The 26764-nt window shown below is 32.0% G+C and carries 23 protein-coding genes; 15 read left to right on the top strand and 8 right to left on the bottom strand.

The features are described from left to right. Nucleotides 1-173 precede the first annotated feature (173 nt). Nucleotides 174-1895 carry an AAA family ATPase gene (locus tag C6H31_RS02795; RefSeq protein ID WP_104697275.1) on the top strand — a complete coding sequence of 574 codons (1722 nt, stop codon included), beginning with the start codon at nt 174-176 and terminating at the stop codon, nt 1893-1895. Here C6H31_RS02795 and C6H31_RS02790 read toward each other — a convergent pair. The 3 genes from C6H31_RS02790 to gatA are packed head-to-tail and all read right to left on the bottom strand — an operon-like array spanning nt 1878 to nt 5403. Then, nucleotides 1878-2588 carry an MnmC family methyltransferase gene (locus tag C6H31_RS02790; protein ID WP_158654703.1) on the bottom strand — a complete coding sequence of 237 codons (711 nt, stop codon included), beginning with the start codon at nt 2586-2588 and terminating at the stop codon, nt 1878-1880. The two genes, C6H31_RS02795 and C6H31_RS02790, sit on opposite strands and share 18 nt — an antisense overlap. A 7-nt stretch (nt 2589-2595) precedes the next feature. Further along, a complete protein-coding gene (guaB, locus tag C6H31_RS02785) occupies nt 2596-4041 on the bottom strand; it encodes an IMP dehydrogenase (protein ID WP_104697273.1) in 1446 nt (481 codons plus the stop codon). Between the two features lie 9 nt (nt 4042-4050). Then, nucleotides 4051-5403, bottom strand: a complete 1353-nt coding sequence (gene gatA, locus C6H31_RS02780; RefSeq protein ID WP_104697272.1) for an Asp-tRNA(Asn)/Glu-tRNA(Gln) amidotransferase subunit GatA — start codon at nt 5401-5403, stop codon at nt 4051-4053. 134 nt (nt 5404-5537) lie between these two features. Between gatA and C6H31_RS02775 the strand changes: the two genes are divergently transcribed. Then, nucleotides 5538-6569 carry a glycosyltransferase family 2 protein gene (locus C6H31_RS02775; protein WP_104697271.1) on the top strand — a complete coding sequence of 344 codons (1032 nt, stop codon included), beginning with the start codon at nt 5538-5540 and terminating at the stop codon, nt 6567-6569. A 62-nt stretch (nt 6570-6631) separates the two neighbouring features. Here C6H31_RS02775 and coaE read toward each other — a convergent pair whose 3' ends face one another. Genes coaE through C6H31_RS02760 form a run of 3 tightly spaced genes read right to left on the bottom strand, consistent with a single transcriptional unit; the run spans nt 6632 to nt 9549 of the window. After that, nucleotides 6632-7231: a dephospho-CoA kinase gene (gene coaE, locus C6H31_RS02770; protein WP_233709902.1), complete on the bottom strand. Its 600-nt coding sequence runs from the start codon at nt 7229-7231 to the stop codon at nt 6632-6634. Between the two features lie 40 nt (nt 7232-7271). Beyond that, nucleotides 7272-7919 (bottom strand): 3-methyladenine DNA glycosylase, encoded by a 648-nt coding sequence (locus C6H31_RS02765; protein ID WP_104697269.1) that lies wholly within the window; start codon nt 7917-7919, stop codon nt 7272-7274. 37 nt (nt 7920-7956) lie between these two features. Beyond that, complete coding sequence (locus tag C6H31_RS02760) at nt 7957-9549, bottom strand: flagellin A (RefSeq protein WP_104697268.1); 1593 nt, start codon at nt 9547-9549, stop codon at nt 7957-7959. 153 nt (nt 9550-9702) lie between these two features. Here C6H31_RS02760 and C6H31_RS02755 point away from each other — a divergent pair, with 153 nt between their 5' ends. Both C6H31_RS02755 and C6H31_RS02750 read left to right on the top strand, forming a co-directional pair. Then, nucleotides 9703-10494, top strand: coding sequence for an NAD+ synthase (locus tag C6H31_RS02755; RefSeq protein WP_442778069.1), 792 nt, complete (start codon nt 9703-9705; stop codon nt 10492-10494). Nucleotides 10495-10496: 2 nt separating this feature from the next. Continuing rightward, a complete protein-coding gene (locus C6H31_RS02750) occupies nt 10497-11411 on the top strand; it encodes a tetraacyldisaccharide 4'-kinase (RefSeq protein ID WP_104697267.1) in 915 nt (304 codons plus the stop codon). On the opposite strand, the gene C6H31_RS02745 is transcribed toward C6H31_RS02750, so the two are convergent. After that, complete coding sequence (locus C6H31_RS02745) at nt 11408-12241, bottom strand: flagellar hook-basal body protein (protein WP_104697266.1); 834 nt, start codon at nt 12239-12241, stop codon at nt 11408-11410. The two genes, C6H31_RS02750 and C6H31_RS02745, sit on opposite strands and share 4 nt — an antisense overlap. Before the next feature lie 139 nt (nt 12242-12380). Here C6H31_RS02745 and C6H31_RS02740 point away from each other — a divergent pair, with 139 nt between their 5' ends. From C6H31_RS02740 to C6H31_RS02695, 10 genes are all read left to right on the top strand, one after another. Beyond that, on the top strand, nt 12381-13733 hold the full coding sequence (locus C6H31_RS02740; RefSeq protein ID WP_104697265.1) for a TrkH family potassium uptake protein: 1353 nt from the start codon (nt 12381-12383) through the stop codon (nt 13731-13733). A 19-nt stretch (nt 13734-13752) separates the two neighbouring features. Beyond that, nucleotides 13753-14442 (top strand): potassium channel family protein, encoded by a 690-nt coding sequence (locus tag C6H31_RS02735; RefSeq protein ID WP_233709901.1) that lies wholly within the window; start codon nt 13753-13755, stop codon nt 14440-14442. A gap of 78 nt (nt 14443-14520) precedes the next feature. Further along, nucleotides 14521-15186, top strand: a complete 666-nt coding sequence (locus tag C6H31_RS02730) for a response regulator transcription factor (RefSeq protein WP_104697264.1) — start codon at nt 14521-14523, stop codon at nt 15184-15186. A 122-nt stretch (nt 15187-15308) separates the two neighbouring features. Then, complete coding sequence (locus C6H31_RS02725; RefSeq protein WP_158654702.1) at nt 15309-16403, top strand: ATP-binding protein; 1095 nt, start codon at nt 15309-15311, stop codon at nt 16401-16403. Continuing rightward, nucleotides 16400-19009 carry an HD domain-containing phosphohydrolase gene (locus C6H31_RS02720; protein ID WP_104697262.1) on the top strand — a complete coding sequence of 870 codons (2610 nt, stop codon included), beginning with the start codon at nt 16400-16402 and terminating at the stop codon, nt 19007-19009. The genes C6H31_RS02725 and C6H31_RS02720 overlap by 4 nt, the downstream gene beginning before the upstream one ends. Beyond that, on the top strand, nt 19006-19389 hold the full coding sequence (locus C6H31_RS02715; RefSeq protein WP_104697261.1) for a winged helix-turn-helix domain-containing protein: 384 nt from the start codon (nt 19006-19008) through the stop codon (nt 19387-19389). Before C6H31_RS02720 ends, C6H31_RS02715 begins: the two co-directional genes overlap by 4 nt. A gap of 11 nt (nt 19390-19400) precedes the next feature. Beyond that, a complete protein-coding gene (locus tag C6H31_RS02710) occupies nt 19401-20570 on the top strand; it encodes a bifunctional 2-C-methyl-D-erythritol 4-phosphate cytidylyltransferase/2-C-methyl-D-erythritol 2,4-cyclodiphosphate synthase (RefSeq protein ID WP_104697260.1) in 1170 nt (389 codons plus the stop codon). Further along, on the top strand, nt 20548-21438 hold the full coding sequence (locus C6H31_RS02705; RefSeq protein ID WP_233709900.1) for a response regulator: 891 nt from the start codon (nt 20548-20550) through the stop codon (nt 21436-21438). Before C6H31_RS02710 ends, C6H31_RS02705 begins: the two co-directional genes overlap by 23 nt. Continuing rightward, complete coding sequence (locus C6H31_RS02700) at nt 21416-22588, top strand: sulfate adenylyltransferase (protein WP_104697259.1); 1173 nt, start codon at nt 21416-21418, stop codon at nt 22586-22588. Before C6H31_RS02705 ends, C6H31_RS02700 begins: the two co-directional genes overlap by 23 nt. Nucleotides 22589-22593: 5 nt before the next feature. Then, entirely contained in the window at nt 22594-23058 is a 465-nt protein-coding gene (locus C6H31_RS02695) for a phosphatidylglycerophosphatase A family protein (RefSeq protein WP_104697258.1), read from the top strand. Here the strand turns inward: C6H31_RS02695 and C6H31_RS02690 are convergent. Continuing rightward, entirely contained in the window at nt 23055-23837 is a 783-nt protein-coding gene (locus C6H31_RS02690; protein WP_104697257.1) for a hypothetical protein, read from the bottom strand. The two genes, C6H31_RS02695 and C6H31_RS02690, sit on opposite strands and share 4 nt — an antisense overlap. Before the next feature lie 121 nt (nt 23838-23958). Between C6H31_RS02690 and C6H31_RS02685 the strand changes: the two genes are divergently transcribed. Continuing rightward, nucleotides 23959-26661, top strand: a complete 2703-nt coding sequence (locus tag C6H31_RS02685) for a RecB-like helicase (protein WP_104697256.1) — start codon at nt 23959-23961, stop codon at nt 26659-26661. Nucleotides 26662-26764: the final 103 nt, after the last annotated feature.

Genomic DNA, 26764 nt, shown 5'->3' with positions numbered 1-26764 from the left:
AAAATTCTTCATATTCCCTATAAAAATGAGCGTTTATAAATAAAAGCTCGTGAGTTTTTATTTAAGAGAACATAAGCAAAAAATTAAGATAAATAGTTTGCTTGAAAATACATAAAAAGAAGTTATGATACTTCTAGCAATATTTTTATTATTTTAGATAATAGAGTAGGAAAATGCACTTCTTAAATGATTTTTTAAAAAACAAAAACTTACAGATGACAAAAATTTTTCCCCATCTTAAATGCGATTTAGATGAAGCTAAAATTTTACATTTTATGCTAGAAAATTATCTGGAAAATACAAAAGATTTTACTGTCTCAACTCTACTAAAACATTTATTTAAAATTAAAAATAATCAAGATATTTTAAAATTTTTGCAAAAAATAAAACATCTTCTTGAGCTAGGGTGGATTATGGAAGATAGTTTTCAACCCATAAAACAGATGAGTCTTCTTGAGATACTCTACTTTGAAGTGTCCCTTACTCCAATGTTTTTCAAGTTGCTTGAGGAAGGTAGTTTAGAAATTGAGATTCCAGAGATCACTCCTTATCAAGATCACTTTGAGTATTTAAAAGATCAGTTTTTAAGAATATCTTTGCTTCAAAAATTAATTTATGAAAAGAATAATACTTTTTTTTCTTCAAAGACAAAGTATAATCTCAAGAGCGTTGAAGAAAAAATCCTTGCTAGATTAAAAATTACAAAAATCAATATACCTGCTTATAAAATTATCCAAGAAAATCATCTTAGCCCACAAGAAGAGATCATATTTTTTACTCTGCTTAAGGAAGAATATTCTGGGGGTAATGAGAATTTTAGAGATATGAATATCTTAATAGAATTAATCAGTATTGATGAATATGATAGGATTAAAAACCGCTCTTTGTTTGATGAAAAGAGCACACTTATTGAAAAGAAAATCCTTGATTATGATGAGATCATCAATCCTTTTGGGGGTATTTCTAGAACTTTTTATATCCACGAGGATATTTTGCAAAAGATTCTTTATCCAAAAATCACAAAACAAAAACAAAAAATTTCACTACAAACTATTATACAAGAGCAGGATTTCTTTGAAATATTAGAGCCAAAAATCCCCTTAGATAATATTGTATTAACTCCATTAACACAAAACACACTACAAACTTTGTTGAAACAAATTGATCCAAAAGTAACTGATTTATTAAGACAATGGGGAATTAAGAATAAAAAAAATATTGATGCAAGAATTATTCTTTATGGTCCTTCTGGGACTGGAAAAACACTCACTGCACTAGGTATTGCAAAAAGTTTAAAAAAACAAGTTTTAAGTCTTGATTGTTCAAAAATTTTGTCAATGTATATTGGAGAATCTGAAAAAAATGTAAGAAAAATATTTGATAATTACAAAGATATTGTAAAAAAAATAAAAAATCCCCCTATCTTACTTCTAGATGAGGCAGATCAATTCCTAAGTCTAAGGGCCAATAGTGGCAGTGGTGCAGAAAAAATGCATAATCAAATGCAAAATATCTTTTTAGAACAAATTGAAAAATTTGATGGAATTTTGATTGCTACTACAAATTTACTTGACACAATTGATAGTGCTTTTTCACGACGCTTTAATTACAAAATAGAATTCAAAAAACCTACACAGGAACAAAGAAAACTTCTTTGGACCCAACATCTACCAAAAAATGCGAAGTTTAAATCTCATAGCATTCAAACTCTTGCAGAAAAACTTTGCACCTATAATCTTAGTGGGGGACAAATTGCCCTCATTGTGAAAAATACTGCCTATCAAGTTGCTGTAAAAAAGAATCCTGTCTTTGAGGAGAGTGATTTTATTGAAAATATACAAAAAGAACTTAAGGGTATGTTTGGGGAAGATAAGAATTTAGGCTTTCAAATCTAAAGAAGGGTGATGCAACAAAAGATTTTTTGTAAAAATTGTACTCTTTCTGCAATACCCATTCTTATATTTATAGACCCTAAACCCTGTTTTTCTGGCAATTTCATAAATACTTTGATGGGTTGTGTAGGTGGTAATCATACCATTAGAATCTAAAATTCTATGCAAGGCTGAAAAAAAATCCCTATCCCATAACTCTGGAGTAGATTTGGGAGAAAAAACATCATAATAAACAATGTCTATTTCTAAATCTTTGATTTCCTGCAATAACTTTCTTGCATCTATGATTTTTACTTCAAGAGTAAATTTTGAATCTAAGCTTACTTTTTTCTCTTTTTCTAGACTTAATATAATATCCCTCTTTATACCCCATTCATTTGGATATTCAATATCTAAGATTTTATCAAAGACACTCACATCTATTTCTGGAGATAATATGGTAATTTCACCCCCATAGCAATACTTCTTCCTATAAACCCAAAAAGTTGCAAAAGAGTTATAGCCTAGCCCAAAACAAAGATCTAATATTTTAATCTTTTTTCTTCTTAAAAAATCTCCAAACAAAATTGGAGGAAAAATATGCTTATGTAAGGTTTCTGTGAGAGCACCATCTTTTAGGCTATGATAGCATTCTCTAAAAAGATGGCTGTAGTATGTCTGACTTCCATCAGCACTTTGTATCTTCTTATCACTCAATATTCAATTATCCGTGATAATTTGGTGCTTCTTTAGTAATATCCACATCATGAACATGGGATTCTCTCAAACCTGCTGCAGTAATCTCAACAAATTCTGCCCTCTCCCATAATGTAGGTATATTCTTACTTCCTAAATAACCCATTGAGGATCTTAGTCCTCCTACCAATTGATGGATTACATCCGCGATTTTCCCACGATAAGGAACCCTTCCCTCAATTCCCTCTGGTACAAGCTTATCTTGAGCAGTTCCCTCTTGGAAATATCTATCTGAACTACCTCGAGTCATAGCCCCTATACTACCCATTCCACGATAACTTTTATATTGTCTTCCTTGGAAAAGAACCAAATCTCCTGGAGATTCCTCTGTTCCTGCTAAAAGACTTCCTATCATAACACTTGAGGCACCTACTGCCAATGCTTTTGCTACATCACCTGAATATTTAATCCCCCCATCTGCAATAATGGGAACATTATATTTAGATGCAACATTTACGCATCCATCAATTGCAGATATTTGAGGCATTCCAACACCTGCAACAATCCTTGTAGTACAGATACTTCCAGGACCAATTCCTACTTTTACCGCATCAGCACCCGCACTAATCAAATCTTGTGTAGCCTGCGGGGTTACAACATTCCCAACAATAACATCTATATCTAATTCTTTTTTTATTGTTTCAAGTGTTCGGATTACATTAATAGAATGACCATGTGCGCTATCTAAGACTAAAACATCAACACCAGCTTCACATAATGCTTTTGCCCTATCAAATTGTCCAACCCCAATTGCTCCACCAACTCTTAATCTTCCAAAATCATCCTTATTGGCATTAGGATAAGCAATTCTTTTTTGTATATCCTTAATGGTAATCAGTCCCTTTAAAACTTGATTCTCATCAACTATAGGTAATTTTTCAATTCTATGCTGATGCATTATTTGACGAGCAGTCTGTAAATCAGTACCGACAGAAACAGTAATTAAGGGTGCCTTTGTCATTACATCCCCTACTTTCTTGGTTAAATCTGTCTCAAAACGCATATCGCGATTTGTTAAGATTCCAATCAAGATACCCTTGTCATCCACCACAGGAACTCCAGATATTTTATAATTATCTGTAATTGCCTTAGCCTGTGCTAGAGTTTTATCTGCATAAATAGAAATAGGATCTACAATCACACCATTTTCTGATTTTTTAACCCTCTTGATTTCATTTACTTGGGAAGAAATATCCATATTCTTATGAATGATTCCAATACCACCAAGTCTTGCCATAGCTATTGCAGTCTTATATTCTGTAACTGTATCCATAGCTGCTGAAGCAAAAGGAATGTTTAACCCAATATTTTTTGTAAGTTTTGAACCTAAATCCACTTCCTTTGGCAAAATCTCCGAATAAGCAGGCACTAATAATATATCTTCAAAAGTCAAAGCTTTTTGTATCAATCTCATTCTTATCTCCTAAAATTGTATTTTTAATTCTTGCTCCAACGCAAAGCTTATATCTAAAAGACTTTGTTCATCAAAGGCTTTTGCAATAAATTGCATTCCAATTGGCATATTTTCACTACTCTTTCCTGTAGGTAAAGATAAAGCTGGCAACCCTGCAAGATTAACGCCTATAGTATAAATATCACTCAAATACATCTCAAGAGAACTATTAGTACTACCAAATTTTGGAGCAACACTTGGAGTTACTGGAGAAAAAATTACATCACAATCATTTAATATTTCATTATATTGATTTCTAATTAGCTGTCTAACTTTTTGAGCTTTTAGATAATAAGCATCATAATAACCGCTACTAAGCACAAAACTGCCAAGTAAAATCCTTAATCTTACCTCATCCCCAAAACCTTGCGTGCGACTTTGGATATATAAATCTTTTAAATTTTGAACCCCTTGTGCCCTATTTCCGTATCTTACACCATCAAATCTTGCTAGATTGGAACTTGCCTCTGCAGTGCAAATAATATAATAAGTTGCGATATGAAAACTCATATCAAGCATGCTTTTTTCAACAATACTATGTCCCATAGAATCTAGTATTTTTATACTCTCATAGTAATTTTTCTTAATCTCATCACTTGCATTTTCTACCATATCTTTCAAGATAGCTATTCTCATTTTTCTTTTAGGATTAAGATTTTCAAAAGTTGCTTTTTGTTCTCTTTGGGAGACTGTAGAATCTCGATGGTCTGCTCCTTTGATAATATCAAACAAGATGGCACAATCTTGAACATTTTGAGTGATAGGTCCAATTTGATCTAAGCTTGAGCTATATGCTACAAGTCCATAACGACTAACACTTCCATATGTAGGCTTTAATCCCACACAACCACAATATGCAGCAGGCTGCCTAATAGATCCTCCTGTATCACTTCCCAATGATGCAATTGCCAATCCCCCTGCAACAGCAGCAGCACTCCCACCAGAACTACCTCCTGGAACTCTTGATAAATCACGGGGATTTTTGGTAATTCCATAAGCACTAGATTCTGTTGTACTTCCCATGGCAAATTCATCCATATTAGAACGACCAAAAGCACATAAATTATTTTGATGTAACTTTTCAATTACACTTGCATTATAAGGAGCAACATAGCCCTTTAATATATTGCTTGCGCAAGTAATTTCCCAGTCTTTTACATTAATATTATCTTTTATAAGTATTGGAACCCCCCCATCAAGAGAGCTCTTAATGCTACCAACATAGGCATTGATTTCACTTTCCTTTACCTTTTTTTTGATATCTTCTTTAATATCTTTAAGTTCTTCTTGTGGTAGCTGTAATGCTTCTTTAAGAGTAATCATTTTCTAATCCTTAAGAGTTGGTAAAAAAATTTTAGAATTATAGAATTTTAATACTTAGAACTAAATATAAAAAGATAATACGCTAGAATCAATCCTCAAAAAAACTTAAATCTCTCAAGTATCAAGGAATAAAGATGCAAAACAACCCTTTAGTATCTTGCATTGTCCCTATTTATAATGCAAAAAAATACTTTAAATTCTGCCTTGATAGTTGTGTCTCCCAAACCTATCCTAATTTTGAGATAATTTTAGTAGATGATGGAAGCACAGATGGTTCTTTACAGATTGCAAAAAATTATCTCTCCCATTCAAATATTATCTTAATTGAATTAAATCAAAATTATGGTGTAAGCATTGCAAGAAACTGTGGTTTAGACTTTGCTCTAAAGAGAAATGGTACAATAGGAGATGAGGCACATCCATATATTAAAAAAATCCATCAAAATCATAGACTTAACCTCCAAAGTGATTTTATTATTTTTATTGATAATGATGATGCATTAGCCTCAAAAGATTCAATCAAACAGCTTGTAGGTCAAGCATTGAAAACAGAGGCTGATATTACTTTGGGTATTTTTTCCTTGATAGATGAGCAAGGAAAATTAATACAAATTGGAAAACACAACTCCATTATTAAGGACCATAATTTAATATCATCAAAAAGATATCTCTCTTTAGTTAAAAGGCATTGCTTTACCTTTGTAACCGGTGGATTAATTAAAACAAACTTACTTAAAGAAATTCGCTTCCCAGAATCTATTATCATAGAAGACCTAGAATTTGGATTTGAATGCTTTTTAAAAGCACAAACAATTTCTTGTGTCACCTCTCCAAGCTACTATTATCGTGTTAGATATGGCTCCATATCCCATGCCTCAACCTTTCATCATCATAATATCAAGCTAATTGCAAGGAGCTTCTTTCACAACACTTTATATCTAAAAAATCTCCTACTTTTATATCCAAATGAAAGTTTTACACATCTAATCAAGAGATGTTTAAAATATAATGCATCGCCAGCAATCACTGCTTCACTAATGTGCCAATATAAAACAAGAGAAGAACTTAAAGAACTTCTTCCTTATGCAAATCTCAAAGCCAAACTCTGTTTTTATTTTCCAAAACTCTTTAAGTTTCTTAAGACCTTTAGAGAGAAATTTAAATAAATCTCTTTCAAATAAGTTTGCATTATAGTCAATATTTCTTCTATCATAGAATGAGCTTTAATTTAAAGCAAACGATGCTTTTTACTTAAATATTTTAAAAAAATATCTACATTTTCTTCTAGTTCCTTCAAGCCCTTAGAATTATCAATCACATAATCACTTAAAGGAATTTTCTCATTCAATGGTATTTGCGCTTGGATTCTTTGTATTGCCTCTTCTTTACTAAAGGCATTTCTTTTACATAAGCGCTGTAACTGAACCTCTCTCTCACAAAAAACCAAAGCCACAAACCAAACCTCATAGGTTTTTTTACCACCCACTTCAAAAAATAAAGGTATATCCAAAAAATAAATCTTTTTTTCTTGCTCTAGTTGATAAGATTGAAGAAGTATCATTTCTTTAATAATAGGGTGCAAAATAGATTCTAAAATTTTTCTTTTTTTACTATCTGCAAAAACAATTTCTCCTATTTTTCTTCTATTGACCTCTTGTATATCTTTTAGATTAAAAGCCTCTCTTAAGCTCTCTTTTTTAATATCAAAAGCTTGATGTGCAATCTCATCTGCATCAATTACAACAAACCCCTTTTCTCTCAAAATATCCACAACACAACTCTTACCACTAGCAATTCCACCTGTTAGGGCAACCCCATATTCCAGCATCAATCCTACTTAATTTTAAATTTATCTAAACTCATTCTATCTATAATTGCATTTTTCTCTTGCTAAATTCTACAATTTTCCCATGAAATCTTGAAAAGATTAAACTCAAGCTTTTATATTTATGGACCCATTGATCAAAGTTGCTTCTAATACCATCCTCACACCATTCTCTTAAACTCTCATAATCTTCAAACTCAAATCCTAAGCTTGCAACAAGTCTGTGAGTATATTTATCAACTACCATAATATCCCTATTACACGCATAGTTTAAAATACTATCTGCACTCTCAAAACCTATTCCCTTTTGCCCAAGTAACCATTCTCTTGAAACCTCCCTTACAAAAATATCAAAGTCTCCAAAATCTCGCAAAATATTTTGTGCCAACAAAATTAATCGGATTGATTTTTGCCTATAAAAACCACTTGAGGCAATACAAGATGCAATCATTTCTTGATTGCTTTGTGCAAAATTATGCAAACTTTGATTATTATCCTTTGATAGTATTAAATTATCTTTTAAATTTTTCAACGACTTAGCCACATTTTCCCACTTAGTGTTTTGTGTAAGTATAGCGCCTACCACTACCTCAAAACTATGAAAATTAGGCCACCAATATAAGGGTGAATTCTTAAGAAGTTCTTTTTCTTGAAGTTTTAAAAAAAGCTCATAACTATTAGATATTTTCATAAAAAACCAAAACTTCCCCCAAAAAGGGGGAAAAATACTAGCTTAAAAGTCTAAGAATATTTTGTTGAATTGCATTTGCTTGACTCATTGCATAGCTTCCAGATTGTGCAAGAATACTATACTTATTAAACTCAGCAGATTCAGAAGCAAAATCAACATCTCGAATTCCACTTTCAGCAGCTTTTACATTCACTTGTGTTACAGTGATATTATTTACTGTGCTTGTCATTTGATTTTGCACAGAACCTAAGTCAGCACGAATCTTATCAAGCATCTTTTGAGCAGACTCAGCAATATCCATAACAATCATCGCTCCTCTAAGAGTTGTTACACCAGCGCCAAGACTTGTATTACCACTGGCAACTACAGCATTATAGTTCGCACCAGAAGCAGATTTTACAGAAGCATCAAAACCACCCATAACATCTCTTAAATTTACAGTTGCTGTAGCAACCTTGCCAGCACCAAAACCAATAGCAGAATAATCTCCAGTTGTAGAATCAGAAGCAGAAACTACCACTATATCTCTTGCATCTAATCTACTAAGTGATAATCTACCAAAATTTACAGAACCATTGCCTGTAGTAATGTCTTGACCACCATTTACTGTTACAACTGCCAATGCAGTTTTGTTCTCTTGACCTTGGCCTTCTTCATTTTGTTGATCACCTTGTTTTTCTGCTTTTTGCTGACCATCAGCTTTGATAATAATACCTCTACCATCAAGGCTTCTTAAATTAAGACGACCATTTGCATCAGTATAAGCTTCAACTCCTGTATCAGAAGTCACAGAGTTAATTGCCTGAACTAAACGACCATCTGTATCACCTCTTTTGATATCTACAACATTACCAATAATCACCCCATTGATTGTAAGGTTATTTAATGAACCAGAAGCAACTTCAGTATCAGAAGTTGTAATAACATTTGCTTGAGCTCTGATACCTGTTTTACTGCTATTTTTATTGATAATTTCAGCTAATGCACCAATACCTGTTCCTGCAGATGTTGAGATTTTTACGCTCTCTAATTTAACATCACTATTACCATTAACTTGCTTGAAAGTTAAAGATACTTCTCCAGATGCTGTAATTAAAGATCCTGTGTTGATCTTTACTTGACCAATCTTATCTGAGGTTGTAGCACCAATAGACGCCTTAATACTTTGATTTGAATATGCACCAACTTGGAATTCTTTATTGGTCCATTGTCCTGATAGCAATGCTTGACCATTGTAAGAAGTAGTGTTTCCAATATTATCTAGTCCTTGAATTAGTCTGATAATATCTGATTGGATAGCCTTTCTAGATTCTGTAGATTGACCATCTTGTGCAGCTTGAGTAGCTTTCACTTTGATTGTATCAAGAATCTTTAATTGCTCATCCATTGCCTTATCTGCAATTTGGATAATCCCCATACCTTCATTCGTGTTGTTAATTGCTTGTCCTAGGGCACTTGCTTGAGAACGCAATGTATCAGCAATAGTCATACCAGAAGCATCATCTGCTGCTTTATTAATACGAAGACCAGAGCTTAATTTTTCAAGAGAGTTTTTAAGCTTTGATTGAGTTAGAACTGACTGTGCGTGCGAATTCATCGCGTTAATGTTTGTATTGACCTGAAAAGCCATTTGTTACTCCTTTAATATAATTAAATCCAAAAGCATCCTTGCATTTTGGTTAAACACAAGATCGTTACTTTACTTATTTTCTTTAGCTCTTTTTCATCTTTTCTTGATTATTTTTTGATAAAATCTTAAAAAATTGAAGTCAAAAGGGCAATTGTGAGCTTTTCACTGCATACAGAAATCACAAATCAAGAGATAAAATCTATAATTGATTTTTTGCAAGATACCCTCAAACAAAAGGGTTTTAAAAAGGCAATTTTTGGTTTAAGCGGTGGTATTGATAGCGCTGTTGTTGCAGTTTTGTGTAAGAAAGCCTTTAATAGCAATATTCTAGCTGTTTATATGCCCTCAAAAAATTCACACTCTTCAAATCTCTCCAACTTAAAAGCTTTTTGTAAGGATTTTGAGATTCCCTTGCAGATCTATCCTATCTATGATTATGAGACAATATTTAAGCAACAAAATCCCGATACACTAAGGCTTGGAAACTTTTATGCAAGAATGAGAATGACCCTGCTTTATGATTTATCTCAAAAAAACAATGCTCTTGTGATAGGCACTTCAAATAAAAGCGAACTTACCCTTGGTTATGGAACCTTATATGGTGATTTAGCGTGTGCTATAAACCCAATAGCACCCTTTTATAAAACACAAATCTTCAAGATTGCAAAGTTATTAAACCTTCCTCAATATTTTTTAAATAAGGCACCAAGTGCAGATCTCTATCCAGGTCAAAGTGATGAAAAAGAAATTGGGTATAACTATGAAACACTAGACCCCTTACTTGATGCAATTTATTGTAAATATCACTCTCTTGATAATCTATTAAATAATAACTATAAAGATCTGATAGACCAGGGTTTTGATTCTAAGATGGTAGAGGATATTATTCATAGAATCCAAAAAAATATCTTCAAACAAAAACCTCCTGTTTTCTTTGAAAGATAAAAATGCGTTTCATTGATCGTTTCTTTTATAAACCTAGCTTTTTTCAAAAGATACTAGCTATCTTGCTTCTGCCTCTTAGTCTTTTATATCTTATAGCCTCAACATTACGAAGAAAACTAAGTATTTTTAGAGATTTTGGCATTCCAATTATTAGTGTTGGAAATTTAGTAGCTGGAGGAAGTGGCAAAACACCTTTTATTATAGAAAGTGCAAAGGATTATAAAGATGTAGCCATTATTTTAAGGGGTTATAAGAGAAAATCAAAAGGGCTTGTAATTGTAAGCTTGAGAGGTAATATTCTAGTTTCTCAAGAAGATGCTGGTGATGAAGCCTATCTCATTGCATTAAGGCTAAAAAATGCAAGTGTTATTGTTTGTAAAAAAAGAGATTTAGCTATTAAAAAAGCTAAGGAGATAGGTTGCAAAGTGGTTTTCCTTGATGATGGCTTTAGATTCCATTATAAAAAACTTAATATTATTTTAAAACCAAAACTACAACCTTATTTTAATTTTTGTATCCCAAGTGGTATTTATAGAGAAAATCCAAAGCTCTATCAAAAAGCTGATATTTTAGTATGTGAGGGAGAAGAGTATACAAGAGAGGTTACAATCTTGCAACCTACGCCAAGAATGTTGTTAGTGACTGCGATTGCTAATCCCTCAAGATTAGATCAATTCTTACCCAAAATAGTTGGAAAAATCACCCTACCTGATCACAGCAACTTTGATAAGAATCTCCTAGAAAAAAAACTTAAAGAGTATGATGCTACTTCCTTGCTTGTAACTCAAAAAGATATGGTAAAGATGCAAGATTTTAATCTTCCACTTAGTATCTTAGAACTTAAATTAAATATCAAACCGCAAGTCACTCAAAAAATTCAAGATTACATCCATACTCTAGGATATAATCCTTCTTAAGCCCTAGTTGCTAGTTTATTGATAGCATCTGTATTGAGATCATCCATATGGGTTTTTAAAACCTTAGAATACATATCCACAAGGCGGTTGGTTTCAATAAGATTTGTCATTTCTATTACTGCATTTACATTGCTTTTTTCTAAGAAGCTTTGTTTTACAGCTTGGGTATTTGGTAGATTTAAGCGTTCTTGTATTTTCTCTTGGGGATAGCTATAGAGATTTTTTCCTTCTTTTTTCAGATATTTAGGATTTACAAACCCGACAATTGCAATTGCATTAATAGCCTCACTAGCACCTATGGCTTCATTATCTAAATTTCTTACATAGATATTACCATTATGATCTACTTCTACTTGAGAATCCGCTGGCAACAAGATTCCCTCTTCACCATCTAATCCTACACGACCTAAAACACGATATCCTTCTTTTGTGCTAAGAAATCCATCATCCCCAACCACAAAAGATCCATCTCTGGTATAAAAAACCCCCTGTGGAGTTTTTACAGCAAAAAATAAGTTCTCCTTATTAAGGGCAAAATCCAGAGGATTTTGTGTTTCCATCATTGCCCCCAAACTTCTATCACTATAAGATTGTGAAATAATTGGAACCCTATCCAATGCTCTATTTACAAATTTTGCGGATTCTTTTGTATGATTTTTTAATGGTAGCTGGTGCTGATAACTCTCATATAACCGTAAGTAATCACCAATAATGACATCATCACGCTTAAAGGCATTTGTGTTTAGATTTGCTAAATTATTTGAAATCATATCCAAACGATTAAACTGCGTTACCATACCTCCAACGGCATTATAATAACCATTTTGCATATAAACCCTTAATCAATATAAATTCTACTACACTCCAAAGAAGCAAATTATATTCCAAGATATCTCGTAAAATATTTTTTGCTATGATTGCAAACTTCTTTTGATAATTTTAGGAATACTAAAGAGGTGAGACAGGGAAATGAATCTAAAGAGTATTAAATTTTTACTCCTTTCTTATATTGGCATTGCTCTTATTGCTGCAGCTTTTTTATCAATGCCCTTTTCACGCGTTACAGATCTTGCCTTTATTGATGCCTTCTTTACTGCAACCTCTGCACTTGCCTGCACAGGACTTATTGTAAAAGATACTGCTTTAGACTTTACATTTACTGGTCACTGCATCCTACTTTTTTTAGTTCAGCTTGGTGGCTTTGGATATATGACAATGCTAGGATTAATTTATGTTGCATTGCGAAAAAGATTAGGTAGTGCCGAAAAGAATATGTTAAAAGAAGCACTCAATTATTCAAGTTATGATAATTTAATGGACTTTATCAAAAAAATTCTAGTTTATGTTGTGATTATTGAATCAATTGGTGCGCTAATCTTAAGCTTAGATTTTAGTGTCCGCTTTGGTATTAGGGATGGAATATGGTATGGCATTTTTCACTCTATCACCGCTTTTAACAATGGAGGATTTTCAATTTTTCCTGATAGCCTAATGGATTTTCGAACAGATATTCTTATTAATACTGTAATTTGCATCCTAGTTATTTTGGGTGGGATAGGATATATTTGTTTGGCCGAACTTCATTATTTTGCAAAATATAAAGTCTCACAACAACCACATACAAAAACCTTTAGGTTTTCTTTGCATTTCAAGATTGTTTTTAGTGCTACTATTATTCTTATTTTATTTGGTGCTATTGTCATTCTAATTTTAGAGTGGAATAATCCAAAAACCTTTTCTAGCTTTAGTTTCTTTGAAAAAATTATGACTGCACTTTTTACCTCTATCAATTATAGATCTGCTGGGTTTGTTACTTATGATATTTCTAATCTTAATGACTCTACTTTGTTTTTTTCTACAATTTTAATGTTAATTGGAGGATCCCCGGGTGGGACTGCTGCGGGTATAAAAATTACTACCCTTGCAGTATTATTTGCATTTTGTCGCTCCATTTTAAGCAATACACAACCAAGATTATTTAATCGCACCATTCCTCAAGAAAGTGTACAAAAAGCTCTTATGATTTTTTTGATTTCAAGCTTGTATTTTCTTGTTATATCTTTATTGCTTGCTTTTGCGCAACCAAACCTAGATTTTTTCCCACTTATTTTTGAGGTTAATGCTGCTTTTTCAAATGTGGGTATCTCCACAGGAAATGGAGGAATATTATCTCTAAGTGCAGTCTTTAATGATGCGGGAAAAATACTTATTATCATTGCAATGATTCTAGGTAAAATTGGCGTATTAGTCTTTACTTTCGCTCTGTTTGGTAAAAGTAAAGTCAGTAGAATACAATATCCAACAGAAAAGGTCATATTATAAAAAATACTAAGGAGCTATAATGATAAAGAAAACCTATGGCGTAATTGGTCTTGGAAAATTTGGTTCTTATATTGCAAGGGGACTTGTAGATCAAGGGGAAAGTATTATTGTTTGTGATAATTCGCAAGAAAATTTTAGAGATTTTAGAGAGGATGTAGAAAATCTCTATATGCTAGATTCTACAGATATACTTGCGCTAAAAGAAGCAGGAATCAGTGATCTTGATGTTGTGATTGTAAGTATTGGTGAGAATATTGAAGCCTCTATTCTTACAGTAATGGCACTAAAAGAATTGGGCAATAAGATGATTATTGCTAAGGCTACAAACAAAACACATGGGCAAATCCTATCAAAAATTGGTGCTGATAAGGTGATTTATCCTGAAAGAGAAGCAGCAAATAGGCTTTTTGTTGAACTGATTGCTTCTAAAGCTGATGTGAGTGTAATTAGTGAGAATCTCAAAATGTGTAAAGTTTTAGCAAGTGATATTTTTGGAAAAAAAACTATCAAAGAAATTCAAGAAGCAAGTATCAAAAAAGATGAAAATGGCAATATTATTCAAGAAATTAAAATTGTTGCAATCAAAAGAAAAGAAGATTGGCTGATGCATTTTAATTTGGATTTTGAGATTCTAAATGAAGATTTTATTGCATTCCTTGGAAATGAAAAAACTGTTGAGTTTTATGTTAAGAAATTTGAAAACCTATAGGATTAACATAAATCTAAACAAGAGTTTTTCTACTTTGTAGTAGAATATAAGCGCAACATAGTAGTTCAAAGGATTAATATGGGAAGGGTATTGTTGATAGAAGATGATCTTGATATGCAAGGTCTTATCGTCACTTATTTAAGACAGGCTGGTTTTGAGACAATTGCAACCGCTTCTCCTGTGAAGTCTTTAGAAATTCTTAAACAACAAAAAAATATTGATATTATCATCTTAGATCTCACACTTCCAGAACTAGATGGTTTTGAACTTTGTAAAAAGATAAGAGCATTTTCAAGCATCCCTATCATTATTTCCTCTGCTAGAGGGGATATTTATAATAAAATACAAGGCTTTGAAAAAGGTGCTGATGATTATCTTGCAAAGCCCTATGAACCCGCAGAACTCATTGCTAGAATCAACGCAATGCTAAGGCGCTTTAAGCCAAAAGAAATGATCTTTGATAATCTTTCGGTAAATATTTCAAAAAGAGAGGTTGTGTTAGGGGATAAGATTTTAGATCTAACCAACACAGAGTTTGATATTCTCATCTTTTTGATAGAAAATCGCCTTCATCCTGTATCAAGAGAAGCAATTGCCAACTCTATTGGTGCAATACATGAAGATAGCTCCTTTAGAAGTATTGACACCCATGTTAGAAACTTAAGAGCCAAGCTTGGGGATTCTGCAAAAGAGCCAAAATTTATTCAATCTATTTGGGCCATAGGATATAAGTTTTGCCTATAAAGAGTTTAAGATTTAAAGTAATTTTTTTTACCCTTATTACCTTTGTTTTTGTCATGATCGTCTCTTTTAAAATTAACAAACTTATTTTAAACCAACAAAGTGAGCACCTAAAAGATGAAGTGTTGTTATTTATTGATACGATACTTCCAAGCTATGAAGCCAATGATATTAAAATCGTAGAGGATTTTGCTAAAAAATTCAATTATCAAATCATTACACAGGTACCAGAAAAGCTTGAAATACTTTATTCTAGGGATTACAGAGATATAAAAATCAAGATTTTCAAAAACAATAATTGTATTGGCGCTTTGATGTATTATCAAAATAGAAGCTTAATTGCAACCAAAAGCAATCGCTTAGGTTTTTGGGATCATTATGGAGTCCAACTCCTCTTTTTACCCATCATTGGATCAATTTTATTTTTAGCATTTCTTTTCTTACATGCTATTTCCAAAATTACAAAAATCAATCATCAAGTTCTAGAGATTACAACAGGTCGCTACAGTTTTACTCCACAAAAAAATAATAGGGATGAAATTGAAAATCTAAATAGAAACCTTAAAAAAGTAAATGATGCTATTATTAAGATTTTAAAAGGCAGGGAACTTGTTTTAAGAAGCCTAGGACACGAGCTTAAAACCCCTCTTGCTAAGATGAAACTTTTTTTGGGTCTTAAAAAAATTAGAGATGAAGATGATATCAAAATGCAAAAATATGTCAATGAGCTACAAGAAATTTCAGAGAATATTCTTGAACTTGAGAGAATAAATAGCGGTAATATCATCTTGGAACAAAATAATTTTTTAAGTGAAACATTATTACTTGAAACCCTAAACAGCTTTGAAGAAGAACAAGAAAAAGTCTTTTTTGAGATTAAAGAAAATTATCTCATAAAAAGTGATTTAAGACTTTTAGTTGTTGTGTTGAAAAATCTTATTCAAAATGGCCTAAAATATTCTGATGATAACAAAGTCTATATAGAATGCTCTAAAAATCTCTTAACCATCAAAAACAAAGGGGAGGCTTTAAAGCACGATATTACTTACTATCTTGAGCCATTTTATAGAGATGATAGTCACTACTCCATAACAGGACATGGACTTGGATTATCTATTACAAGTGAGATTATAAAAATTTTAAAACTTGGTCTTGAATATAAATATGCTGATGGATACCACCATTTTATTATCAATCTAGAATCAAAGGAGTTAGGGTGAGAATTGTAAATATTATCTTTGATGATTTTACACAACTCAAAAATGAGCTAGAGGTAAATCAAGTCATAAATGGGAGCAAAGAAAAATATTTTGTTCAAATCTTTATGGGAATTACAGATGAAGCGGTTGCAAAAGCAATTGTAGATTTTTTCAATAAAGAACTAGAATGTGAGGTTTTGCTCACACAAAGTGGTAAAGAAAATATAGCAAATACTGGGGTAATATTTTCTAAAGTATTGATCAATATTAGTTGTTTCAAACACTCAAGTGTTAAATCAACTTATTGTTCTTCTTCTCTAGAAGAATATGAAGTCTCGCAAAAAATCAAAACAATAGTCAGTCCAAAAACCAAGCTTCTTATTCTTTTTATCGCCTGTGGTAGTTTCTATAACAAAAATATCTTAGATGCCATAAAAAAAGATATTCCCAATGTTATTGTATGTGGTGGAAGATCCCACCCCTACGCAAATTTAGTTGGTTTAGTAGGCGATAAAGATGGAATCTATACAGAAGGATTGGTATGTGCAAGCATAGATTCTGATGTTTTATATGTGCAAAATAATTTTATCTTTGGATGGGAAAGCATTGGCCTTAGTATGACAATTACAAAGTCTAATGGAAATATTGTCCAAGAAATTGATCATAAAAAAGCATTAGATGTTTATAAAAAATATTTTGGGGATAGTATCTTAAAAAGCCTTGTTGCAACCAACTATATTTTACCCTTAGTGCATTATGAGGGAAATATTCCCCTTGCTAGAGTGGTTATTGATATCTTAGAAGATGATTCCTTAGTTTTTAATGATGCAATTCCTCAAGGTGCAAAGGTAAAATTTGCTTTTGGATTATTAGAAAACATACAAAAAGAAACTCTTGAAGTTAGAAAACTCATCCCATCCAATACACAAGGAATTTACTTTTATTCTTGTGTTTCTAGAGTAATGTTCTTGGGAGAAGAAAATCTTTCCACTTTATTCAATACATTTAAAGATATCCCATCTGCTGGATTTTTTACTTATGGAGAAGTTTATTGTTCAAAAGAAAAGAATATGTTCTTAGGGCTTACTAATACCTTTGTTTCACTTGTTGAGGAAGAACCAACATTTCTAGGTGATATTCCTTATAATGCTACAAAAGTTGAATTTGGCTCCAAATCACTTACAGTAAATGCAATTTCTAGATTAATGCAAACCATTAATCAAGATGTGTTGCAACTTGCAAATAAGTTTGAAGCTTATCAACAACTTGTAGATGAAACGATGTTTCATATTCTTACTGATGATAAGCTTAATATTATTTATACTAACAAAAATATCTCTGATATCTCTCTTTATACTCAAGAAGAGCTTATTGGCAGAAATTGTCTTGATCTTTTAGACCCTCAAATGCAAGAATATCTTCAAAAAGATGTTCTTCCTATCTTATATGAAAAAAAAGAATGGGTTGGAAAAGTTAGACAACTAAAAAAAGATAAAACCCCCTATTATGTAAAACTTGTTATCAAAGCGATCTTAAATGAGGCAGGCAAAGTGACAAATTATATTATTGGGGAACTTGATGATACAGCAGATGAATTAGAGCGTATCGCACTTGAAAATGATTCTAATCTCTTAAAGCATTCCAATGAAGAAAGACAATATCTTCTTCAACAATATGATGATATTATTGACAATAATCAAAGTTTATTCCGCCTTGACCTCAATAGGAACTTCACCTATGTCAATGATATCTTCTTAGAAATTACAGGGCTACATGCTGAAGAAATTATTGGAAAAAATCTTTATAACTTTATCCCAGAATCTGATAAATGGCAGTTTGAAAAAATTCAACACGAACTCATACAGCAAGGAAAATATCAAGGAATCTTAGAATATACAAGACCTGATAATAAAAAAGCCTATATTAGAAGTGCTTGCTATTTTATTAAAAACCTTAATGAAGAACCTATTGAAATTATGGCTGTGGGGGTTGATATCACCAAACTTATTGAAAGCATTAAAGAGATTGAGACAATACAAAGGGATGTGATTTATGCAATGGGAACTATTTGCGAAGGAAAAAGTAGAGAAACAGGAAATCATATCATAAGAGTTGCAGAATACTCTGCTTTGCTTGCAAAACTTTATGGATGTTCAAAAGAAGAACAAGAACTTTTAAAAACAGCTTCTCCAATGCACGATATTGGAAAGGTAGGCATTTCAGATACTATCTTAAACAAGCCAGGAAAACTTACTCCTGAGGAGTTTGAAATTATGAAAACCCATACTACAATTGGTCAAGAAATCTTTAAAAATTCAAGTCGTCTTATTCTCAAAACTGCAGGTGAAATTGCAGGAACGCATCACGAATGGTGGGATGGTTCAGGATATCCCAATAAACTATCAGGCGAAGAGATTCCTCTTTTTGGAAGAATCACAGCCATTGCTGATGTATTTGATGCCCTAAGCAATGATAGATGCTATAAAAAAGCTTGGCCATTACCTGATGTATTGCAACATATAAAATCTTTGAGAGGCAAACAATTTCAGCCAGAACTTGTAGATTTATTCCTAGATAATATTGACCAGTTTCTAAAAATTAGCAGGGAATATCAAGATAAAATATGAAAGTTTTTTTAAATTTTTGGATCAAGAAAGATACGCATAACTATCTTGGGAGAGGTAAAATTCAATTACTCAAATACATTCAAGAAACAGGTTCCCTATCTCAAGCAGCCAAAAAAATGAAAATGAGCTACAAAGCTGCTTGGGATGATATTCAAACTATCAATACCCATTCCCCAAAACCTGTGGTTGAAACAATTGTTGGTGGAAAAAATGGCGGTGGAAGTAAAATCAGTGATTATGGAATAGAACTCATTAAAACTTTTGAATCCTTGCAAGATTTGATTCTTAAAATTGAAAAAAAATTAGATAATTTTGAAGACATTGATACATTAAAAAATTATATTCAAGACCTTGAAAACAAATTATTGGAAAAAACTTAGGAGTTGCTACAATGAAAACACCAACACTTTGTTTAATTTTAATGGCTGCAGGTTCTTCTAGTCGTTTTAATCAATCGCTACCACCAAATAAAAAAATAAAAAAACAATGGCTAAGGATTGGCGAAACACCTCTTTGGAAAAAAGTTTTAATAGAACTTAAAAAACTTTATGATTTTGATGAAATTATAATTGGGGCAGATAGCTATGAGGTGGGCTATATGCAAAAATTTTGCGATCAAGAAAAAGTGATTGCTGGAGGCAATACAAGAGCCCAAACCCTGCGTAATGCCTTGGAATTTGTAAAAAGTGATTTTGTTTTTGTTACAGATGTAGCAAGATGCAATCTAGATATTAAAGTATGTCAAGACCTCTTAAAATGCTATAAAGATTATGATTGCACTGCACCTTATATTGATTGTGTTGATACAATTTTATATCAAAATAATACAATCAATCGCTCTGAAGTTAAACTCATACAAACCCCTCAAATATCCCACACACAAAAGCTAAAACAAGCATTACAAAAAAAAGATTATACAGATGAAAGCACTGCTATGCTTGATAATAATCATCAAGTCCATCTCTTACAAGGTAGCAACAAGATGCAAAAACTTACAACTTTGCAAGATTTAAAACTTTTAACTAGCCTTACTGCTCCAAAGACTTCTAGTTTTAGTGGTGGAGGTATTGATATTCATCAATTTGAACAAAATAAGCCAATGAAACTAGGAGGCATTGAAATAACACAAGAGTTTGGCTTTAAAGCACACAGTGATGGGGATGTACTACTGCATTCTATTATTGATGCATTACTTGGAGCTGTGGGTGGAGGAGATATTGGAGAGTGGTTCCCTGATAATGATGAAAATTTTAAAAATATAGATTCTAAAATTTTACTCAAAAAAGTTCGTGATTTTATCATAAGCATAGGTTATGAAATCATTCACCTTGATGTTAATATTGTTGCCCAAAAACCAAAAATAACCCCCTATAAACAGGCTTTAATTGAGAACATTGCCTCTCTTTTATATTTACCAAAACATCATATAAATCTCAAAGCAACCACCGCTGAAAAAATGGGATTTATTGGTAGAGAAGAGGGAATTTGTGTTTTAACAAATGCCACATTAAAATTCTTAAATTGGAAGGAGTGGATCGATGATGAAAGTTTTAATTATTGAAAATGAGACCTATTTAGCCCAAAGCATTGCCTCAAAGCTTAGTAGCTTTGGCTATGTGTGTAACATTATTCCATCAATTGAAGACAATAGCACTTTAAATTATGAAGTAATTTTGCTTGCCTCCAGCGCATGCGGTGATAACTATGAAACTTTTATACAAAAAAATTCTAAGTCTATCATTATCATGCTGATCTCTTATATTAGCGATGATACAATCTCAAAGCCTCTAAGAAATGGCGCTTGTGATTATATTCTCAAACCTTTTATGATTGATGAGTTATTAAGAAAAATAGAGCATTATAAATATCATAAAGCCATTTTAAATAAAATCAATTTTTATCAGCTTTATTTTAGTTTTATAGAAAAAGAACTAAATCTCCCAACCCTAACCCAATATAATCCCCCTTTTATCATTAAAAGCAATTCTCAACGTGATGCTGATATCTATGCAATGAAATATGCAATAAACAAAGATATAGATTTTTGTATGCTTAGTATCAAAGATGGCAAATGGAAGAATCTTTTAAAACAACCTCTAGACAAGAATAAATATTATTACATCATTCACATCGAAGAACTTAAAAAAAGTGAAATTGGTTTATTTCTTGACTTTATGCTAAGAAATAATATCATTGCCTCTAGTATTTCCAATGAAGCTATAGATTTTCCCCAAATTGTAGATATTACACATATTACAAACAACCAAGATTTTAATGGTGAAATATTATCTATTAAAGAATACGAACAAGCTATCATTGCAAAGCTTGAGGGTAAATATTCTGATGTAGAACTAGCAAAAAAACTCGGAATCAGTAGAAAAAGTTTGTGGGAGAAAAGGAAAAAATATGGCATCAGCAGAAAAAAATAATCAACTTTATATTGATAAAGAAGCATTTAGTGCACTTACTCTTATGCAAGAGGGATTGCTCTATCCAGTAACCTCTCTTATGTCCAAACAAGAAATGCAAGAAAATATAAAAACAGGAACATATAAGGGGTGCTCTTATCCTTGTCCCTTGCTTTTAAGTCCAAGTGGCAAGAGGAATAAAGAGATACTAAAGCGTGCTAAAAAAGATGAGGTAATTGACTTAGTATGCGAAGGAGAGGTGATAGGTAATATCACTGTAGATGAGGTCTTTACTATCAATGCACAACAAAGGCTCTTGCAAATTGGGGCAATTTTAGAAGAAAAGAATTATATTGCTAAAAGAATAGGGGAATATGCTCTTAGCGGAAAAATAGCATTTAAAGATTCTCCTCTTAGCAAATATAAAAAACTTATTCTTGATAAAAAAAAGCAGTTTAATGCTAAAAACATCACAGGGATTGTCTTAAATGCAAACCCCATTCATAGGGTTCATGAAAAAATTTTGCGTGATGAATTAGCAAATTCTGATTTAGTAGTGATTTTTCTTCTTAAACATCATAAAAATGACTTTTTAGGCTTTGATTTAAGAAAAAGAAGTCTTGAGTATGTTTTAAATAATTTCTTTGCAAAAGAAAGAATTTGTATCATTCCTCTTGATGCCACCTATCTTTTTATAGGACAAAATAAAATCATTCTCTATTCCCTAGTAGCAAAAAATTATGGTTGCACCAAGTTGCTTGTAGGTCAAAAAACTTCTGGACTCTCTCTTTATTACAACAAGCAAACAAGGCATTCTGTGCTAGATTCCATCCAGGGCATTGATATTGATATTAATATCTTAGATGAATATGTGTATTGCACCAAATGCCAGTGTCTTCTTAATACAAAAAGTTGTCCACATGGTAAACATCATCATATTTCTTACCGCTCTAGCTCAATATTGCAGTTCTTTAAAATGGGTATAATACCTCCAACTATTTTGATGCGTAAGGAAATTTCGGCTCTAATTTTAAAAACCCTCTTTCCTCAAAAGCTGGAGGCAATGAAACCTATTTATTATAATATTCTTCCATCTGATGGTATTTTTTCAGAAGATATTCAAGAAGACTTTTATACAAAATTAATTGAACTTTATAAAATAAGGAATTAGGCTCAATGATAAGAACTTTATTTCTAACTCTCTTTTTTAGTGGAAAATCCCCAAAAGCACCAGGCACTGTAGGAAGCCTTCTTGCTCTATTTTTGGGAATACCCATAGTCTTATACTCTATTGAGACAATTATTTTATTAGCAATCTTAATTGGAATGATTGCAATCAAACAAATAGATATTTATGAAACACAAAATAAAATCCACGATCCCAAGGAAATTGTGATTGATGAACTTGTAGGAATGTGGATTTCTATGGGGATTGGTTCATCATTTGGTTTTGATTATAAAGTTGCTATTATCTCTTTTATTCTCTTTAGAATCTATGATATTACAAAAATAAGCATTATTGGAACGATTGATAAAAAAGTAAAAGGTGGTTTAGGCGTTATCTTGGATGATGCTGTTGCAGGGATTATAGCAGGATTTAGCACATTAATTGTGCTAAGAATCCTTGAACTATTTTCTTAGAAGATAACTGAAATAAAAACACTGATTCTATGATATGGAATATCATAGATGGCTCTTCCTGTTTTTCTTGTAATACTTTGATTATCAAGGCCATCAGCAATTGCTGCAGAGTCAAAAATTGTTTGTGCGCCACCTCTATTAATCAGACTACCACCTGTATATCGCACACCAAGATTTACAATATTGCTAATCTTGTATCCAAGCCCCCCACCATAAATTACGCCATCATATTGTGTTTTTATAGTTGGAAAATCTCCTCTATTGTCTGATGGATATGTATCTTTCATAAATAACCAAGTATAACCCCCAAACCCAACAACATAAAAGCCTTTATACTCCAAACCAAGCATAAGAGGTAGTTGAACCCCTCCTCCAACAACGCCTTCAAATTGTGTTCTCTCTAAATAAGGACGATTTTCTAAAATATTAGATTTTGACCCCCTCATAGGTCGCAAGAAAATAGGTGCACTAATTTCTGTTCCTATCATCAGATTCATCCCACCAAGAACAGATTCAATACTTCTAATATAAAGGCTATAACCTAAATCCACAGATAAATACTCTGATTTACCCAAGAAAGTATAAGAAGAGCCTACCGCACCCTCGTTAAAAAAGTACCATCTTCTGACCTTTCCTGTCCCTGTGGTTCCATCTGCAATAGACCCTGGTGTAAATTTTCCAAGCTCTTTTTTTGTAGAACTTGAAGATTTTTTTGGAGCAGCAAAACTAAAATCTAACATTAAAAATAATGCAAAAAGACCATAAATTACTCGACTCATTTTCAAATATCTCCTTGATTTAAAATGCATAAATTATACATAAACTTATATTCCTAAATCGGAAAAAATTGGATATATTAACCCAAAATTTAACTTTATACCAATCAAAAAATGAGGTTTTATGCAGATTCATCAATTACTCACATTAAGAGCTTCTGCTGGAAGTGGAAAGACTTTTGCCCTCACACTGCGCTATCTAGGATTACTCTTCTTGGGTGCTAAAACAAGTGAGATTCTTGCATTAACTTTTACAAAAAAAGCAGCTCAAGAAATGCAAGAGAGGATTACTAAAGCACTAGAAGAAATTTCACAAGACAAACAAGCAAATATCTATTTTCAAAAATTGCAAGAATACTACAGCTTAGAAGAATCCTATATCATTCAGCAAATCCCAAGAGTGTATCAAGATTTTTTTACCAGCTCTCCAAAAATCACAACCATTGATTCATTTTTCAACCTCGTAGTAAAAAAATTTTGTTGGTATGTTGGACTAAGTAAGCACTACACTATAAAAAAGCAAAATCAGGATAAGATTAATGAGACCTTTTTACACCTACTCTCTCCAAGCATCTATTCCAAATTACTTCATTTTTTTACGCAACAAAAAAGTATTTCTTTTAGTTTTTTTGAGGAAATCAATCATGATATTTTAGAACTTCATAAGCAAGAGACCTCCTCTTTATCTAATCTTGGTAATGAGATCTTAAACATTGCAAAAGAAATTAAACAAGAGATCTTAAAATATAGCGAGGATACAACAGCCACAAAAGTTATTAAAACAGAAAGTATCAATGCTCTTTTAGGGGGAACACCCCATTGGATTCTAGATGGAGTTAATTATAGATTTTTTAAAAAATTCAATCTAAATTGTCAGCCCTTATTTGAACTTTTGCAAGAGAAAATTCAAGCCTATTATGATCTAAAAGAAAAAGAAATGCTAAATATCCTAATAGATTTTGTCCCCAATTATAAAAAGGCAAGGCATATTATCAATCAAAAGGACGCAAGTCTTGATTTTTCAGATATTACCTTAAAGGCTTATGAAATCTTAAATCAACAAGTGGATAGAGATTTTTTTTACTTCCGGCTTGATGATAGAATCAACCACATTTTAATTGACGAATTTCAAGATACCAATAAAATCCAATATAACATTCTTTATCCATTAATTGAAGAGATCAAATCAGGGAGTGGCAGAATCAGCGATCGCAGTCTATTCTTTGTTGGGGATAGCAAGCAGAGTATTTATGGTTTTAGAGGAAGTGATAGTTCTATTTTTGAATTAATTAGTAAATTTACACAAGATGAGAATCTTCCATATAACTATCGTAGTGAATTTAATGTAATTGATTTTAATAACCAAGTATTTGAAAAAGTATTCCATAACTATATCCCCCAACAATGTCCAAAAGATACTAAAGAAGGATATATAAAAGTATATGAGAAAGTTTTAGAATCAGAACTTATTCAAGAGAGGGTTTTAGATTCTATACAACTGCTTTTAAAAAACAATATCCAACCAAATGATATTGCAATCCTATGTTATACAAATGACAATCTAGAAGAAATCAAAAGTTTTTTAGCTTCTCATCTAAAAAACATTCCCCTTATCACAGAGACAAATCTTAAACTTACACAAAGAAAGCAACCCCAAATTCTCATACAAGCCCTAATCTATGCCAAAAGTAGCAATGAACTTTATTTAAAAAATATTACAAAATTACTAGGGCTTACCTATGATACTGCTTTAAATATCCCTGCTTATGACCCAAAAATCCCTCTCTCTAAATACATCTATCTTTTAATGCAACATTTCTCAATTTGCGATTCTTTTGCAAAAAAATTTCTAGAAATCAGTTTTTTATATGAGGATATAGAGAGCTTTTTAAATGAGATTGAAAAGATTGATATTGATCCAATTAAGGAACATCTTGATGGAATCAAACTCTTAACCATACACGGATCCAAGGGGCTTGAATTTGATCATGTTATTGTATGCGATCGTCTTAAAAATAAAAATTCTCAAGGACCTAAATTCATCGTAGATGAAAACAAAATCTGGTTCAATCAAAAAAACAGAGAATATTTTGATAAGAATTTTAGCCAAGCCTTAGAAAAAGAAAAAAACAAACAAAGAGTTGAAGAAAACAATGTCTTATATGTTGCCTTTACACGGGCAAAAAAATCTCTTTTTGTAATTCCAAAAGAAACAAGAAGTGCATTTGAAACACTCAACCTAAGACCTGTTGAAATTGGCACCCTTATCACACAAAAAGAAAAATCCTCTTCCCTAGCACAGGATACAATCTCTCTACCTATTATTCAAAAAGACTATGGCAAACAAGAAGCCTTCCTCACACAAAGAGAAATCCTAAGACATCAGGATATTATCTTTGGAGAGGCAATTCACTATGCCCTAGAATATCTCATTGGTTTTAATTTAACACTAGATCATCTCAAACAAAAGCTACTCAATACTTATGGTTTTATGCTAGATGCTCATACTTTAGAAACCATCTTTTTGAGAATCCAAAGTCTTATGAAGAATGAGATTTTTTTACAATTACTAGATAATAAAAAAGTCTATGCAGAAACCACCTTTCTTCAAGACTTAACACTGAGTAGAATTGATACTTTATTGATTGGAGAAAAGGAAGTTGTTATTCTTGATTATAAAAGTGGATCTCAAAAGATAGAGCACCAAGAACAAGTCCAAGAATATCTCACCTTTGCAAAGTCTTATTTCAAAGATAAACAGGTAAAAGGTTATCTTATTTATTTATGGGATCATACGCTCATCAAAGAGGTAGACTTCGCTTCATAATCTCTTATCAATCCCAAAACCTTTCTTAAAAACTATTTTTACTGCTGAAAGAGGGTTTCCCTCTCTTACCACCACTTAATCCAAAGGGATCTAACATATGCCT

Source organism: Helicobacter sp. 'house sparrow 1' (genome assembly GCF_900199585.1).
Lineage (GTDB): Bacteria > Campylobacterota > Campylobacteria > Campylobacterales > Helicobacteraceae > Helicobacter_H.
Note: the sequence above shows the minus strand (reverse complement) of the source record. Positions and strands in the feature narration are given on the sequence as shown.

What these genes read in the sequence shown, in the direction of transcription:
- C6H31_RS02695 (WP_104697258.1), top strand. Translation starts at nt 22,594, where the DNA reads ATGATAAGAACTTTATTTCTAACTCTCTTTTTTAGTGGAAAATCCCCA.
- C6H31_RS02745 (WP_104697266.1), bottom strand. Translation starts at nt 12,241, where the DNA reads ATGCAAAATGGTTATTATAATGCCGTTGGAGGTATGGTAACGCAGTTT.
- C6H31_RS02690 (WP_104697257.1), bottom strand. Translation starts at nt 23,837, where the DNA reads ATGAGTCGAGTAATTTATGGTCTTTTTGCATTATTTTTAATGTTAGAT.
- C6H31_RS02740 (WP_104697265.1), top strand. Translation starts at nt 12,381, where the DNA reads ATGAATCTAAAGAGTATTAAATTTTTACTCCTTTCTTATATTGGCATT.
- C6H31_RS02760 (WP_104697268.1), bottom strand. Translation starts at nt 9,549, where the DNA reads ATGGCTTTTCAGGTCAATACAAACATTAACGCGATGAATTCGCACGCA.
- guaB (WP_104697273.1), bottom strand. Translation starts at nt 4,041, where the DNA reads ATGAGATTGATACAAAAAGCTTTGACTTTTGAAGATATATTATTAGTG.
- C6H31_RS02685 (WP_104697256.1), top strand. Translation starts at nt 23,959, where the DNA reads ATGCAGATTCATCAATTACTCACATTAAGAGCTTCTGCTGGAAGTGGA.
- C6H31_RS02705 (WP_233709900.1), top strand. Translation starts at nt 20,548, where the DNA reads ATGATGAAAGTTTTAATTATTGAAAATGAGACCTATTTAGCCCAAAGC.
- C6H31_RS02710 (WP_104697260.1), top strand. Translation starts at nt 19,401, where the DNA reads ATGAAAACACCAACACTTTGTTTAATTTTAATGGCTGCAGGTTCTTCT.
- C6H31_RS02795 (WP_104697275.1), top strand. Translation starts at nt 174, where the DNA reads ATGCACTTCTTAAATGATTTTTTAAAAAACAAAAACTTACAGATGACA.
- C6H31_RS02775 (WP_104697271.1), top strand. Translation starts at nt 5,538, where the DNA reads ATGCAAAACAACCCTTTAGTATCTTGCATTGTCCCTATTTATAATGCA.
- gatA (WP_104697272.1), bottom strand. Translation starts at nt 5,403, where the DNA reads ATGATTACTCTTAAAGAAGCATTACAGCTACCACAAGAAGAACTTAAA.
- C6H31_RS02750 (WP_104697267.1), top strand. Translation starts at nt 10,497, where the DNA reads ATGCGTTTCATTGATCGTTTCTTTTATAAACCTAGCTTTTTTCAAAAG.
- C6H31_RS02735 (WP_233709901.1), top strand. Translation starts at nt 13,753, where the DNA reads ATGATAAAGAAAACCTATGGCGTAATTGGTCTTGGAAAATTTGGTTCT.
- C6H31_RS02700 (WP_104697259.1), top strand. Translation starts at nt 21,416, where the DNA reads ATGGCATCAGCAGAAAAAAATAATCAACTTTATATTGATAAAGAAGCA.
- C6H31_RS02715 (WP_104697261.1), top strand. Translation starts at nt 19,006, where the DNA reads ATGAAAGTTTTTTTAAATTTTTGGATCAAGAAAGATACGCATAACTAT.
- coaE (WP_233709902.1), bottom strand. Translation starts at nt 7,231, where the DNA reads ATGCTGGAATATGGGGTTGCCCTAACAGGTGGAATTGCTAGTGGTAAG.
- C6H31_RS02730 (WP_104697264.1), top strand. Translation starts at nt 14,521, where the DNA reads ATGGGAAGGGTATTGTTGATAGAAGATGATCTTGATATGCAAGGTCTT.
- C6H31_RS02765 (WP_104697269.1), bottom strand. Translation starts at nt 7,919, where the DNA reads ATGAAAATATCTAATAGTTATGAGCTTTTTTTAAAACTTCAAGAAAAA.